This is a genomic window from Citrobacter sp. LST-B2 (assembly GCF_057983045.1).
Genome location: NZ_CP192598.1, coordinates 4,726,051 through 4,740,940, shown reverse-complemented (window position 1 = coordinate 4,740,940; position 14,890 = coordinate 4,726,051). Strand labels below are relative to the sequence as shown.

Annotated in this window: 7 protein-coding genes, 1 tRNA gene and 3 rRNA genes; 8 read left to right on the top strand and 3 right to left on the bottom strand. The window is 53.8% G+C overall.

The genetic code is table 11. From position 1 onward, the window contains the following. The first annotated feature begins 31 nt into the window (after positions 1–31). Positions 32–1,438: a two-component system sensor histidine kinase ZraS gene (gene zraS, locus ACQ0PY_RS22825; protein ID WP_054177378.1), complete on the top strand. Its 1,407-nt coding sequence runs from the start codon at positions 32–34 to the stop codon at positions 1,436–1,438. Next, entirely contained in the window at positions 1,435–2,760 is a 1,326-nt protein-coding gene (gene zraR, locus ACQ0PY_RS22820) for a sigma-54-dependent response regulator transcription factor ZraR (RefSeq protein ID WP_042998987.1), read from the top strand. Before zraS ends, zraR begins: the two co-directional genes overlap by 4 nt. Here the strand turns inward: zraR and purD are convergent. Together purD and purH are read right to left on the bottom strand one after the other, a co-directional pair. Beyond that, positions 2,757–4,046 (bottom strand): phosphoribosylamine--glycine ligase, encoded by a 1,290-nt coding sequence (gene purD, locus ACQ0PY_RS22815; RefSeq protein ID WP_042998988.1) that lies wholly within the window; start codon positions 4,044–4,046, stop codon positions 2,757–2,759. The two genes, zraR and purD, sit on opposite strands and share 4 nt — an antisense overlap. A gap of 11 nt (positions 4,047–4,057) precedes the next feature. After that, on the bottom strand, positions 4,058–5,647 hold the full coding sequence (gene purH, locus ACQ0PY_RS22810; protein WP_042998989.1) for a bifunctional phosphoribosylaminoimidazolecarboxamide formyltransferase/IMP cyclohydrolase: 1,590 nt from the start codon (positions 5,645–5,647) through the stop codon (positions 4,058–4,060). 625 nt (positions 5,648–6,272) lie between these two features. Between purH and ACQ0PY_RS22805 the strand changes: the two genes are divergently transcribed. From ACQ0PY_RS22805 to rrf, 4 genes are all read left to right on the top strand, one after another. Further along, positions 6,273–7,814: ribosomal RNA gene (locus ACQ0PY_RS22805) — 16S ribosomal RNA — on the top strand. An 86-nt stretch (positions 7,815–7,900) separates the two neighbouring features. Further along, positions 7,901–7,976 (top strand) — tRNA-Glu (locus ACQ0PY_RS22800). A 196-nt stretch (positions 7,977–8,172) separates the two neighbouring features. Beyond that, positions 8,173–11,078 (top strand): 23S ribosomal RNA (locus tag ACQ0PY_RS22795). Between the two features lie 97 nt (positions 11,079–11,175). Next, positions 11,176–11,291: ribosomal RNA gene (rrf, locus tag ACQ0PY_RS22790) — 5S ribosomal RNA — on the top strand. Together the 16S, 23S and 5S rRNA genes with 1 tRNA gene alongside form the textbook arrangement of a ribosomal RNA operon. Positions 11,292–11,455: 164 nt before the next feature. On the opposite strand, the gene ACQ0PY_RS22785 is transcribed toward rrf, so the two are convergent. Then, positions 11,456–11,905: an acetyltransferase gene (locus ACQ0PY_RS22785; protein ID WP_042998990.1), complete on the bottom strand. Its 450-nt coding sequence runs from the start codon at positions 11,903–11,905 to the stop codon at positions 11,456–11,458. Between the two features lie 156 nt (positions 11,906–12,061). Between ACQ0PY_RS22785 and metA the strand changes: the two genes are divergently transcribed. Then, the gene (gene metA / locus ACQ0PY_RS22780) at positions 12,062–12,991 is read left to right on the top strand and encodes a homoserine O-acetyltransferase MetA (RefSeq protein ID WP_109739592.1); all 930 of its coding nucleotides are present in this window, start codon (positions 12,062–12,064) and stop codon (positions 12,989–12,991) included. Positions 12,992–13,259: 268 nt separating this feature from the next. Continuing rightward, a complete protein-coding gene (gene aceB / locus ACQ0PY_RS22775) occupies positions 13,260–14,861 on the top strand; it encodes a malate synthase A (RefSeq protein ID WP_042998992.1) in 1,602 nt (533 codons plus the stop codon). The last annotated feature ends 29 nt before the right edge of the window (positions 14,862–14,890 follow it).

The following is a 14,890-nucleotide window of genomic DNA, read 5'->3' as shown; positions in this document are numbered from 1 at the left end:
TGAAAAGAAGGGATTGAGTCACTCAGAGCTGATGAGAATGATGCGAGAACATAAGGATACGGTAGCCCGATGGTTGAGCGGGGTGCTACCCGCCATCATCCTGATTCTGGTTGGGCTATTTGCCGTGATGGTGATCCGCGATTACGGGCGTGAAAGTGACGCAGCGCGGCAGACGCTGCTGGAAAAAGGCAGTGTGCTAATCCGTGCACTGGAGTCGGGGACGCGCGTCGGGATGGGCATGCGGATGCATCATGCTCAGCAGCAAACGCTGCTCGAAGAGATGGCGGGGCAGCCAGGCGTGCTGTGGTTTGCCGTGACCGATGCGCAGGGCAACGTTGTCATGCACAGCGATCCTGCCCTGGTCGGGAAAACGCTCTACTCGCCAGCAGAGATGCACACATTACACCCAGGAGAAGAGGCGCGCTGGCGTGCGCTTGACGCGACGGATGCGCAGGGGGAGACCGTTCCGGCGCTGGAGATCTATCGTCAGTTCCAGCCGCTGTTTTTCCCTGGACGACACGGGATGCGTGGGATGTCGCGTGGTAATGGCGCAATGCCGGGTTCTGCTCATCAGTTCATTTTTATCGCCTTTGATGCCAGTGAGTTGGCCGTGACGCAGGCGCGTGAGTGGCGTAATACGCTGATTATGCTTTTCGCGCTGACCACCGTGCTGCTGGCGACCCTCCTGACGTTTTTCTGGTACCGGCGATACCTGCGTTCTCGCCAGCTGTTGCAGGATGAGATGAACCGTAAAGAGAAGCTGGTGGCGATCGGGCATCTGGCCGCAGGCGTCGCGCATGAGATTCGAAATCCGCTCTCTTCCATCAAAGGACTGGCAAAGTACTTTGCTGAACGCGCGCCAGCGGGCGGTGAAGCGCATGAACTGGCGCAGGTGATGGCGAAAGAGGCCGATCGTTTAAACCGGGTGGTCAGTGAACTGCTGGAACTGGTGAAGCCCGCGCACTTGTCCTTGCAGTCGGTGGATCTCAATGCGGTAATTGACCACTCTCTGCAACTGGTCAGCCAGGACGCGCAGAGTCGGGCGATTGAGCTGCAATTTGTGTCTGACCCTGCGCTGCCGCCCGTTCAGGCTGACCCGGACCGGCTGACGCAGGTGTTGCTGAATCTTTATCTGAACGCGATTCATGCCATCGATCGGCAGGGGACCATCCGCGTTGAGGCAAGCACAAGCGGAGCCGATCGCGTTAAAATCACCGTTGCAGACAGCGGGAAAGGGATTGCGGCGGAACAGCTGGCCGCCATTTTCACCCCTTATTTCACGACGAAAGCGGACGGTACGGGACTGGGGCTGGCGGTGGTACAGAACATCATTGAACAGCATGGCGGGACGATCCAGGCGGATAGCCTGCCAGGTAAAGGCGCAACGTTCACCCTCTGGCTCCCGGTGACGTTAACACGTAAGGATTCACAAGGATGATTCGCGCAAAGATCGATATTCTGGTGGTGGATGACGACGTCAGCCACTGCACTATTTTACAGGCATTACTGCGAGGATGGGGCTATGACGTCGCGCTGGCCTACAGCGGGCGAGCCGCACTCGAGCAGGTGCGTGAACACGTCTTTGACCTCGTGTTGTGCGATGTACGCATGGCGGAGCTGGACGGCATCGAAACGCTGAAAGAGATCAAGACGCTGAACCCGGCAATTCCGGTGCTGATCATGACGGCGTTTTCCAGCGTGGAGACGGCGGTAGAGGCGCTAAAAACCGGCGCGCAGGATTACTTAATCAAACCGTTGGATTTTGATAATCTGCAAACGACGCTGGAAAACGCGCTGGCGCATACGCGAGCATCCGCCAGCGAGCTGCCGTCAGTTTCCGCCTCGCAGTTTGGGATGGTCGGCGAAAGTCCGGCGATGCGACAACTGCTGAGTGAAATTGCGATGGTTGCGCCTTCCGATGCAACGGTATTGATTCATGGAGATTCTGGCACCGGGAAAGAGCTGGTGGCGCGCGCGCTGCATGCCTGCAGTGAGCGGAGCGACAAACCGCTGATAACGTTGAACTGCGCGGCGCTCAACGAGTCGCTACTGGAATCTGAGCTGTTCGGTCATGAAAAAGGCGCATTTACCGGTGCCGACAAGCGCCGGGAAGGGCGTTTTGTCGAAGCCGATGGCGGCACGCTGTTTCTTGATGAGATTGGTGATATCTCGCCGATGATGCAGGTGCGGTTGCTGCGGGCGATTCAGGAACGCGAAGTTCAGCGTGTGGGCAGCAACCAGACTATCTCGGTCGATGTCCGCCTGATCGCCGCGACTCATCGCGATCTGGCGCAAGAGGTGCAGGCCGGACGTTTTCGTCAGGATCTCTACTATCGCCTGAACGTGGTGACCATTGAAACGCCGTCGCTGCGTCAGCGGCGGGAAGATATCCCCCTGTTGGCTGACCACTTTCGCCAGCAGTTTGCTGAACGTAACCGTAAGGCGGTGAAAGGGTTTACCCCACGGGCGATGGATCTGCTGATTCACTACGACTGGCCGGGGAATATCCGTGAGCTGGAAAATGCGATTGAGCGTTCAGTGGTCCTGCTGACCGGAGAGTATATTTCTGAGCGCGAGCTGCCGCTGGCGATCGCGAGTCAGCCCCTGCCGCTCATGACGGAGCAGGCCATTCAGCCGCTGGTGGAAGTCGAAAAAGAGGTGATTCTGGCGGCGCTGGAAAAAACGGGCGGCAACAAAACGGAAGCCGCCCGTCAGCTAGGGATTACGCGAAAGACGCTGCTGGCGAAACTGTCGCGTTAGTTCTGTTCACGCTCAATGGCGCGCCAGCCGATGTCTTTACGGCAGAAACAGTCGTCCCAGTGGATATCGGTCATTAAGGCATAGGCGCGTTTCTGCGCCTCTGCCACCGTATCCCCCAGCGCAGTGACGCACAGCACGCGACCACCGCTGGTGACAACCTGCTCGTTATCGTCCAGTCGGGTGCCGGCGTGGAACACTTTGCCATCTGCCACTTCTTCCAACGACAAACCGTGGATCACGTCGCCGGTGCGATAATCGCCAGGATAACCGCCCGCTGCCATCACCACGCCAAGCGAGGCGCGATCATCCCACTCTGATTTTTGCTCATCCAGTTTGCCTTCGCAGGCAGCAAGGCAAAGCTCAACCAGATCGGATTTCATACGCAGCATGATGGGCTGGGTTTCCGGATCGCCAAAGCGGCAGTTAAATTCGATCACCTTCGGATTGCCCTGTTTGTCGATCATCAGACCGGCATACAGGAAACCGGTATAGGTGTTACCTTCTGCCGCCATGCCTTTGACGGTTGGCCAGATGATGCGTTCCATCGTGCGCTGATGGACGTCATCCGTCACCACTGGCGCCGGAGAATAGGCACCCATCCCGCCGGTGTTCAGGCCGGTATCACCATCGCCTACGCGCTTATGATCCTGACTGGTCGCCATCGGCAAGACGTGCTCGCCGTCGACCATCACAATAAAGCTGGCTTCTTCGCCATCGAGGAACTCTTCAATCACGATGCGATGACCCGCGTCGCCAAACGCGTTGCCAGCCAGCATATCATGTACGGCGGCTTCGGCTTCTTCCAGCGTCATTGCGACAATCACACCCTTACCGGCAGCCAGACCGTCAGCCTTAATGACGATCGGCGCGCCTTTCTCACGCAGATAAGCGAGAGCTGGTTCGATCTCCGTAAAGTTCTGATATTCGGCCGTCGGGATCTGGTGACGTGCAAGGAAATCTTTGGTGAACGCTTTTGAACCTTCCAGTTGTGCTGCGCCAGCGGTTGGACCGAAGATTTTCAGGCCCGCCGCACGGAAGGTATCGACCACGCCTTTCACCAGCGGCGCTTCCGGGCCGACGATCGTCAGGTCGATCTTTTCACTCTGGGCAAAGTTCAGCAGTGCCGGAATATCGGTTGCGCCGATCGCGACGTTTTGCAGCGTCGGTTCCAGCGCAGTGCCGGCATTACCCGGTGCAACAAATACGGTTGCCACTGTTGGTGACTGAGCGGCTTTCCACGCCAGAGCGTGCTCGCGCCCGCCGTTTCCGATAACTAATACTTTCATGTCTCGCTCCATTAATGGCGGAAGTGGCGCATGTCGGTGAAGATCATCGCAATGCCGTGTTCGTCAGCAGCGGCAATGACTTCATCATCACGGATGGAACCGCCTGGCTGGATCACGCAGCTCACGCCAACAGCGGCAGCAGCATCAATACCATCGCGGAACGGGAAGAAGGCGTCGGACGCCATCGCGGAACCTTTCACTTCCAGACCTTCATCCGCGGCTTTGATCCCGGCAATTTTAGCGGAGTAGACGCGGCTCATCTGGCCTGCGCCAATACCGATAGTCATGTTCTCTTTGGCGTAAACAATGGCGTTGGATTTAACGAACTTCGCGACTTTCCAGCAGAACAGCGCGTCGCGCAGTTCCTGTTCGGTCGGCTGGCGCTTCGTCACCACGCGCAGCTCACCAGCAGTGACCATACCCAGATCGCGATCCTGTACCAGCAGACCGCCGTTAACACGTTTGAAGTCCAGGCCCGGCACGCGCTCAGCCCACTGACCGCAGGTCAGAACGCGCACGTTTTGCTTGGCAGCGGTGATTTTCAGCGCCTCATCGGTCGCTGATGGAGCGATGATCACTTCGACAAACTGACGGGAGATGATGGCCTGCGCCGTTTCAGCATCCAGTTCGCGGTTAAAGGCGATGATGCCGCCGAAGGCAGATGTTGGGTCGGTTTTGTAGGCGCGATCGTAGGCATCCAGAATAGAGGTGCTTACGGCAACGCCGCATGGGTTCGCGTGCTTGACGATAACGCAGGCTGGCTCGTTGAACTCTTTCACACATTCCAGCGCGGCGTCGGTATCGGCGATGTTGTTATAGGAGAGTGCTTTGCCCTGAACCTGCTGAGCGGTTGCAACGGAGGCTTCTTGTACGTTCTCTTCTATATAGAATGCAGCCTGCTGGTGGCTGTTTTCACCGTAGCGCATATCCTGCTTCTTAATGAAGTTCAGATTCAGCGTCCGCGGGAAGCGACCCGCGGCGTCTTTGCTTTCACCGTGATAGGCCGGAACCATGCTGCCAAAATAGTTGGCAATCATACTGTCGTAAGCGGCGGTGTGTTCGAAGGCTTTAATCGCGAGGTCGAAACGGGTATCGAGGGTCAAAGAACCGTCGTTGGCATCCATCTCTTTAATAATGGCGTCGTAGTCGCTGCTCTTTACAACGATTGCGACATCTTTATGGTTTTTTGCAGCAGAGCGCACCATTGTCGGCCCGCCGATGTCGATGTTCTCTACAGCATCTTCCAGTGAGCAGCCTTCGCGGGCAACGGTCTGGGCGAACGGATAAAGGTTAACAACCACCATGTCGATGGGGGCGATGCCGTGCTGTTCCATAATCCCGTCATCCTGACCGCGACGACCGAGAATGCCGCCGTGTACTTTAGGATGCAGGGTTTTGACGCGTCCATCCATCATTTCCGGGAAACCGGTGTAATCGGAAACTTCGGTCACCGGCAGACCTTTCTCTGCTAACAGACGGGCAGTGCCCCCTGTCGACAGCAGATCCACACCACGTGCGGAAAGTGCCTGGGCGAATTCGACGATACCGGCTTTGTCAGAAACACTGAGCAGAGCGCGGCGGACTGGACGACGTTGTTGCATGGTAAATCCCCTGGATTTGACGATAACAGAGAGCGTTAGCTGAATTTTTCGTGAAAAACTTAGCTAACGCCCCTTACGGGGCATCCTTGTTTTGCGGGGGCATTGTAACGAAAACGTTTGCGCAACGCTCGCGAATTTTTCTTTTTCGATTCTGGTTCTGATTTTCTCTCTATATAGATCGTTAACGGCAGGGAAGATCCGCTCAAAGATCCCGACGATTGTGGATAAGTCTGTGTGTAAAAGGGTATAAGGCGGGGTTTTGCTGGGGAATGCAGCAGTCAGTCATTTTTCTGCAACTTTTCTATTGCGGATGCTCGAGAACTCCCTATAATGCGCCTCCATTGACACGGCGGATGTGAATCACTTCACACAAACAGCCGGTTCGGTTGAAGAGAAAAATCCTGAAAATCAGGGTTGACTCTGAAAGAGGAAAGCGTAATATACGCCACCTCGCGACAGAGCGCTAAAGCGCGTCGCAACTGCTCTTTAACAATTTATCAGACAATCTGTGTGGGCACTCAGAGTGACATGGATTCTTAACGTCGCAAGACGAAAAATGAATACCAAGTCTCAAAGAGTGAACACGTAATTCATTACGACGTTTAATTCTAGGAGCATCAAACTTAAATTGAAGAGTTTGATCATGGCTCAGATTGAACGCTGGCGGCAGGCCTAACACATGCAAGTCGAACGGTAACAGGAAGCAGCTTGCTGCTTTGCTGACGAGTGGCGGACGGGTGAGTAATGTCTGGGAAACTGCCCGATGGAGGGGGATAACTACTGGAAACGGTAGCTAATACCGCATAATGTCGCAAGACCAAAGAGGGGGACCTTCGGGCCTCTTGCCATCGGATGTGCCCAGATGGGATTAGCTTGTTGGTGAGGTAACGGCTCACCAAGGCGACGATCCCTAGCTGGTCTGAGAGGATGACCAGCCACACTGGAACTGAGACACGGTCCAGACTCCTACGGGAGGCAGCAGTGGGGAATATTGCACAATGGGCGCAAGCCTGATGCAGCCATGCCGCGTGTATGAAGAAGGCCTTCGGGTTGTAAAGTACTTTCAGCGGGGAGGAAGGGGTTAAGGTTAATAACCTTAGCCATTGACGTTACCCGCAGAAGAAGCACCGGCTAACTCCGTGCCAGCAGCCGCGGTAATACGGAGGGTGCAAGCGTTAATCGGAATTACTGGGCGTAAAGCGCACGCAGGCGGTCTGTCAAGTCGGATGTGAAATCCCCGGGCTCAACCTGGGAACTGCATTCGAAACTGGCAGGCTTGAGTCTCGTAGAGGGGGGTAGAATTCCAGGTGTAGCGGTGAAATGCGTAGAGATCTGGAGGAATACCGGTGGCGAAGGCGGCCCCCTGGACGAAGACTGACGCTCAGGTGCGAAAGCGTGGGGAGCAAACAGGATTAGATACCCTGGTAGTCCACGCCGTAAACGATGTCTATTTGGAGGTTGTGCCCTTGAGGCGTGGCTTCCGGAGCTAACGCGTTAAATAGACCGCCTGGGGAGTACGGCCGCAAGGTTAAAACTCAAATGAATTGACGGGGGCCCGCACAAGCGGTGGAGCATGTGGTTTAATTCGATGCAACGCGAAGAACCTTACCTGGTCTTGACATCCACAGAACTTGGCAGAGATGCCTTGGTGCCTTCGGGAACTGTGAGACAGGTGCTGCATGGCTGTCGTCAGCTCGTGTTGTGAAATGTTGGGTTAAGTCCCGCAACGAGCGCAACCCTTATCCTTTGTTGCCAGCGGTTAGGCCGGGAACTCAAAGGAGACTGCCAGTGATAAACTGGAGGAAGGTGGGGATGACGTCAAGTCATCATGGCCCTTACGACCAGGGCTACACACGTGCTACAATGGCATATACAAAGAGAAGCGACCTCGCGAGAGCAAGCGGACCTCATAAAGTATGTCGTAGTCCGGATTGGAGTCTGCAACTCGACTCCATGAAGTCGGAATCGCTAGTAATCGTGGATCAGAATGCCACGGTGAATACGTTCCCGGGCCTTGTACACACCGCCCGTCACACCATGGGAGTGGGTTGCAAAAGAAGTAGGTAGCTTAACCTTCGGGAGGGCGCTTACCACTTTGTGATTCATGACTGGGGTGAAGTCGTAACAAGGTAACCGTAGGGGAACCTGCGGTTGGATCACCTCCTTACCTTAAAGAACCTGCCTTTGTAGTGCCCACACAGATTGTCTGATGAAAAGTAAAAAGCAAGGCGTCTTGCCGAAGCAGACTTCAGTGTCCCCTTCGTCTAGAGGCCCAGGACACCGCCCTTTCACGGCGGTAACAGGGGTTCGAATCCCCTAGGGGACGCCACTTGCTGGTTTGTGTGAGTGAAAGTCGCCGGCCTTTGTATCTCAAAACTGACTCAGCGAGTCATGTTTGAGATATTTGCTCTTTAAAAATCTGGATCAAGCTGAAAATTGAAACGACACACTGTTAATGGTGTGTTCGAGTCTCTCAAATTTTCGCAACACGATGATGAATCGAAAGAAACATCTTCGGGTTGTGAGGTTAAGCGACTAAGCGTACACGGTGGATGCCCTGGCAGTCAGAGGCGATGAAGGACGTGCTAATCTGCGAAAAGCGTCGGTAAGGTGATATGAACCGTTATAGCCGGCGATGTCCGAATGGGGAAACCCAGTGCAATTCGTTGCACTATCGTTAACTGAATCCATAGGTTAACGAGGCGAACCGGGGGAACTGAAACATCTAAGTACCCCGAGGAAAAGAAATCAACCGAGATTCCCCCAGTAGCGGCGAGCGAACGGGGAGCAGCCCAGAGCCTGAATCAGCATGTGTGGTAGTGGAACGGTCTGGAAAGGCCGGCGATACAGGGTGACAGCCCCGTACACAAAATTGCATGTGTTGTGAGCTCGATGAGTAGGGCGGGACACGTGGTATCCTGTCTGAATATGGGGGGACCATCCTCCAAGGCTAAATACTCCTGACTGACCGATAGTGAACCAGTACCGTGAGGGAAAGGCGAAAAGAACCCCGGCGAGGGGAGTGAAAAAGAACCTGAAACCGTGTACGTACAAGCAGTGGGAGCCTCTTTATGGGGTGACTGCGTACCTTTTGTATAATGGGTCAGCGACTTATATTCTGTAGCAAGGTTAACCGAATAGGGGAGCCGAAGGGAAACCGAGTCTTAACTGGGCGTTAAGTTGCAGGGTATAGACCCGAAACCCGGTGATCTAGCCATGGGCAGGTTGAAGGTTGGGTAACACTAACTGGAGGACCGAACCGACTAATGTTGAAAAATTAGCGGATGACTTGTGGCTGGGGGTGAAAGGCCAATCAAACCGGGAGATAGCTGGTTCTCCCCGAAAGCTATTTAGGTAGCGCCTCGTGAATTCATCTCCGGGGGTAGAGCACTGTTTCGGCTAGGGGGCCATCCCGGCTTACCAACCCGATGCAAACTGCGAATACCGGAGAATGTTATCACGGGAGACACACGGCGGGTGCTAACGTCCGTCGTGAAGAGGGAAACAACCCAGACCGCCAGCTAAGGTCCCAAAGTCATGGTTAAGTGGGAAACGATGTGGGAAGGCTCAGACAGCCAGGATGTTGGCTTAGAAGCAGCCATCATTTAAAGAAAGCGTAATAGCTCACTGGTCGAGTCGGCCTGCGCGGAAGATGTAACGGGGCTAAACCATGCACCGAAGCTGCGGCAGCGACACTAAGTGTTGTTGGGTAGGGGAGCGTTCTGTAAGCCTGTGAAGGTGTGCTGTGAGGCATGCTGGAGGTATCAGAAGTGCGAATGCTGACATAAGTAACGATAAAGCGGGTGAAAAGCCCGCTCGCCGGAAGACCAAGGGTTCCTGTCCAACGTTAATCGGGGCAGGGTGAGTCGACCCCTAAGGCGAGGCCGAAAGGCGTAGTCGATGGGAAACAGGTTAATATTCCTGTACCAGGTGTTACTGCGAAGGGGGGACGGAGAAGGCTATGTTGGCCGGGCGACGGTTGTCCCGGTTTAAGCGTGTAGGTGTGTGTTCCAGGTAAATCCGGTTCACTTTAACACTGAGGCGTGATGACGAGGCACTACGGTGCTGAAGCAACAAATGCCCTGCTTCCAGGAAAAGCCTCTAAGCATCAGGTAACATCAGATCGTACCCCAAACCGACACAGGTGGTCAGGTAGAGAATACCAAGGCGCTTGAGAGAACTCGGGTGAAGGAACTAGGCAAAATGGTGCCGTAACTTCGGGAGAAGGCACGCTGATGCGTAGGTGAAGCGATTTACTCGTGGAGCTGAAATCAGTCGAAGATACCAGCTGGCTGCAACTGTTTATTAAAAACACAGCACTGTGCAAACACGAAAGTGGACGTATACGGTGTGACGCCTGCCCGGTGCCGGAAGGTTAATTGATGGGGTTATCCGTAAGGAGAAGCTCTTGATCGAAGCCCCGGTAAACGGCGGCCGTAACTATAACGGTCCTAAGGTAGCGAAATTCCTTGTCGGGTAAGTTCCGACCTGCACGAATGGCGTAATGATGGCCAGGCTGTCTCCACCCGAGACTCAGTGAAATTGAACTCGCTGTGAAGATGCAGTGTACCCGCGGCAAGACGGAAAGACCCCGTGAACCTTTACTATAGCTTGACACTGAACACTGGTCCTTGATGTGTAGGATAGGTGGGAGGCTTTGAAGCGCGGACGCCAGTTCGTGTGGAGCCATCCTTGAAATACCACCCTTTAATGGCTGGTGTTCTAACGTGGGCCCGTAATCCGGGTTGCGGACAGTGTCTGGTGGGTAGTTTGACTGGGGCGGTCTCCTCCTAAAGAGTAACGGAGGAGCACGAAGGTTAGCTAATCCTGGTCGGACATCAGGAGGTTAGTGCAAAGGCATAAGCTAGCTTGACTGCGAGCGTGACGGCGCGAGCAGGTGCGAAAGCAGGTCTTAGTGATCCGGTGGTTCTGAATGGAAGGGCCATCGCTCAACGGATAAAAGGTACTCCGGGGATAACAGGCTGATACCGCCCAAGAGTTCATATCGACGGCGGTGTTTGGCACCTCGATGTCGGCTCATCACATCCTGGGGCTGAAGTAGGTCCCAAGGGTATGGCTGTTCGCCATTTAAAGTGGTACGCGAGCTGGGTTTAGAACGTCGTGAGACAGTTCGGTCCCTATCTGCCGTGGGCGCTGGAGAATTGAGGGGGGCTGCTCCTAGTACGAGAGGACCGGAGTGGACGCATCACTGGTGTTCGGGTTGTCATGCCAATGGCACTGCCCGGTAGCTAAATGCGGAAGAGATAAGTGCTGAAAGCATCTAAGCACGAAACTTGCCCCGAGATGAGTTCTCCCTGACCCTTTAAGGGTCCTGAAGGAACGTTGAAGACGACGACGTTGATAGGCCGGGTGTGTAAGCGCAGCGATGCGTTGAGCTAACCGGTACTAATGAACCGTGAGGCTTAACCTTACAACGCCGAAGCTGTTTTGGCGGAATTGAGAGAGAATTTTCAGCTTAGATTCAGATTATGTCACTGCGTGAAAACGGGGTGATAAAACAGAATTTGCCTGGCGGCTGTAGCGCGGTGGTCCCACCTGACCCCATGCCGAACTCAGAAGTGAAACGCCGTAGCGCCGATGGTAGTGTGGGGTCTCCCCATGCGAGAGTAGGGAACTGCCAGGCATCAAACAAGTGAAGAGCCCATCCTGACGGATGGGCTCTTTGCGTTTCTGCCTGCAAATTTGGAGTGTGGCTTTGCCTTATCTGGCCTGTAGGCCTGACAGGCGCAGCGCCTCAGGCAGACCGCACCACTGCCGGATGGCGGCTTTGCCTTATCCGGCCTGCTGTCAGGACGAGGCTTTGTGGTAACGCAAATGCAATAACGGATATGGCTGCCCAAGATCGTCGACCTCTGCGCGCCCCGTCACCCTGAATCCCATCTTCTTATAGAATCCAACAGCTTGTTCATTCTGCTCGTTCACGTTAGTGGTCAACGCGGGCGCTAGCGAAAGCGCATGCTCAATCAACAGTTTACCCACGCCACAGCCCCGAATATCGGGATCAACAAACAGCGCATCCATATGCTCTCCAGTGAGCAACATAAACGCGACGGGCTCATCCTGCTCATTAGCGGCAACCCATAAAGGGGCTTCGGGTAAAAACGAGCGGACTAGTTCCTCCAGCTTGATGCGGTACTCTTTAGACAGAAAATCATGCGTGGCGTCGACCGAACGGCACCAGATTGCAATCAGTTTGTTCCCTTCATCATGCCGCGATCGGCGTATGTTAATAACCATATTCTCTCCTTTTCGTTATGCTTATATTCTAACGTATCCGTCGTCGTGAAACTTTCTCACCTTTAACATGCAGGCTCGACATTGGCGTGATTTCTGAGTATCTTCAGCTATCTGGATGTCTAAACGTTTAAACGTATGTAGTGAGGTTATCAGGTTATGCCGATTCGTGTGCAGGACGAGCTACCCGCCGTCAATTTCTTACGTGAGGAAAACGTCTTTGTTATGACGACTTCCCGTGCTTCAGGTCAGGAAATTCGTCCGCTAAAGGTACTCATCCTCAACCTGATGCCGAAGAAAATCGAAACGGAAAATCAGTTTTTGCGGCTGATGTCGAACTCTCCGTTGCAGGTGGATGTACAGTTACTGCGCATTGATGCACGTGAGTCGCGTAATACGCCAGCAGAGCATCTGAACAACTTCTACTGTAACTTTGAGGATATCTGCGATCAGAACTTCGATGGCTTGATCGTCACCGGCGCGCCGCTGGGTCTGGTGGAGTTCAATGATGTTGCCTACTGGCCACAGATCAAACAAGTGCTGGAGTGGGCGAAAGATCATGTCACCTCAACGCTGTTTGTCTGTTGGGCGGTCCAGGCAGCGCTTAATATCCTCTACGGTATTCCGAAACAGACCCGCACTGATAAGCTTTCTGGCGTTTATGAGCATCATATTCTTCACCCTCATGCACTGCTGACGCGGGGTTTTGATGATTCGTTCCTGGCCCCGCATTCACGCTATGCTGATTTCCCGTCAGTGTTGATCCGTGACTACACCGATCTTGAGATCCTCGCCGAGACTGAGAATGGTGATGCCTATCTTTTTGCCAGCAAAGATAAACGCATTGCGTTTGTCACGGGCCATCCGGAATATGATGCCAACACATTAGGTAGCGAATATTTCCGCGATGTAGAAGCCGGATTAAACCCCGACGTTCCCTACAATTATTTCCCGCAAAACGATCCCCAAAACAAACCTCGCGCTACCTGGCGAAGCCACGGTAATTTGCTGTTCATCAACTGGCTCAACTATTACGTCTACCAGATCACACCATATGATCTGCGTCACATGAATCCAACGCTGGATTAATCGTCTGTCGCTGACGATCCTAAAGCGTTTCAGCATAGTGAATCAGGCACCTTCGGGTGCCTTTTTTATTTCCGAAATGCACTTCAACTTGTGATTAAACTTTATTTTTATTGTTATCAACAGGTTAATTGATAATTAAATTAAAAATGGAAATTGTTTTTGATTTTGAAATTTAAATGAGTAGTCTTAGTTGTGCTGAACGAAAAGCGCACAACGATCCTTCGTTCGCATTGGGAATGCTTTGTTATCAATGACGAGGAGTTACAGAATGAATCAACAGGCAACGACTACCGATGAATTGATCTTTACCAGGCCCCATGGTGAGCCAGAGAAGCAGATCCTGACCGATGAAGCGGTCGAATTTCTCACTGAACTGGTGGCGCGCTTTACGACGAAGCGCAATAAGCTGCTCGCGGCTCGTATTCAGCAGCAGCGGGATATCGACAACGGTATATTGCCTGATTTTATTTCGGAAACTGTTTCCATTAGAAACGGAGACTGGAAGATTCGCGGCATTCCGGAGGATTTACAGGATCGTCGGGTCGAAATCACCGGACCGGTTGAACGCAAGATGGTCATCAATGCGTTGAACGCGAATGTGAAGGTTTTTATGGCCGATTTCGAAGATTCGCTGGCACCGGAATGGAGCAAAGTGATCGACGGGCATATCAACCTGCGTGACGCGGTAAACGGCACCATCAGCTACACCAATGAAGCTGGCAAAATCTATCAGTTGAAGCCCAATCCGGCATTACTGATTTGCCGTGTGCGTGGTCTGCACCTGCCGGAAAAACATGTGACCTGGCGCGGTGAAGCGATCCCCGGCAGCCTGTTCGATTTTGCCCTCTATTTCTTCCATAACTACAAAGCGTTGCTGGCCAAAGGCAGCGGTCCCTATTTCTACCTGCCGAAAACGCAGGCCTGGCAGGAAGCGGCCTGGTGGAGTGAAGTCTTCAGCTATACCGAAGATCGTTTCAATCTGTCGCGCGGTACGATTAAAGCCACGTTGCTGATTGAAACCCTGCCGGCCGTGTTCCAGATGGACGAGATCCTGCACGCGCTGCGTGACCATATTGTCGGGCTGAACTGTGGTCGCTGGGATTACATCTTCAGCTATATCAAAACGCTGAAGAATCATCCGGATCGCGTTCTGCCGGACCGCCAGGTGGTGACGATGGATAAGCCTTTCCTTAGCGCCTATTCGCGTCTGCTGATTAAAACCTGTCACAAACGTGGTGCCTTCGCGATGGGCGGTATGGCGGCATTCATCCCGAGCAAAGACGCTGAACGCAATAATCAGGTACTCAGCAAGGTGAAAGCGGATAAAGCGCTGGAAGCCAATAACGGCCACGACGGCACGTGGATTGCGCATCCGGGACTGGCGGATACCGCGATGGCAGTCTTCAACGAGGTGCTCGGCGAGAACAAAAACCAGCTGTTTGTGACCCGTGATGAAGACGCGCCGATTACCGCAGAACAATTGCTGGCGCCATGTGAAGGCGAGCGTACGGAAGAGGGGATGCGCGCCAATATTCGCGTTGCGGTGCAGTACATCGAAGCGTGGATCTCCGGCAACGGCTGCGTGCCGATTTATGGCCTGATGGAAGATGCGGCGACAGCGGAGATCTCCCGTACGTCAATCTGGCAGTGGATCCATCACGAGAAAACCCTGAGCAACGGCAAACCGGTCACTAAGGCGCTGTTCCGCCAGATGTTGGCTGAAGAGATGCGGGTCATCCAGGACGAACTGGGTGAACACCGTTACAGCAGCGGCCGATTTGATGATGCCGCGCGCCTGATGGAGCAAATCACCACTTCTGACGAATTAATCGATTTCCTGACATTGCCAGGCTACCGCCTGCTGGCGTAAATGCCCAGGCTATTTTGTTCGCCATTTTG

Bases quoted from the DNA above. Each gene is read 5' to 3' on its own strand.
- aceB (WP_042998992.1), top strand. From the start codon at position 13,260: ATGAATCAACAGGCAACGACTACCGATGAATTGATCTTTACCAGGCCC.
- metA (WP_109739592.1), top strand. From the start codon at position 12,062: ATGCCGATTCGTGTGCAGGACGAGCTACCCGCCGTCAATTTCTTACGT.
- purH (WP_042998989.1), bottom strand. From the start codon at position 5,647: ATGCAACAACGTCGTCCAGTCCGCCGCGCTCTGCTCAGTGTTTCTGAC.
- purD (WP_042998988.1), bottom strand. From the start codon at position 4,046: ATGAAAGTATTAGTTATCGGAAACGGCGGGCGCGAGCACGCTCTGGCG.
- ACQ0PY_RS22785 (WP_042998990.1), bottom strand. From the start codon at position 11,905: ATGGTTATTAACATACGCCGATCGCGGCATGATGAAGGGAACAAACTG.
- zraS (WP_054177378.1), top strand. From the start codon at position 32: ATGAGAATGATGCGAGAACATAAGGATACGGTAGCCCGATGGTTGAGC.
- zraR (WP_042998987.1), top strand. From the start codon at position 1,435: ATGATTCGCGCAAAGATCGATATTCTGGTGGTGGATGACGACGTCAGC.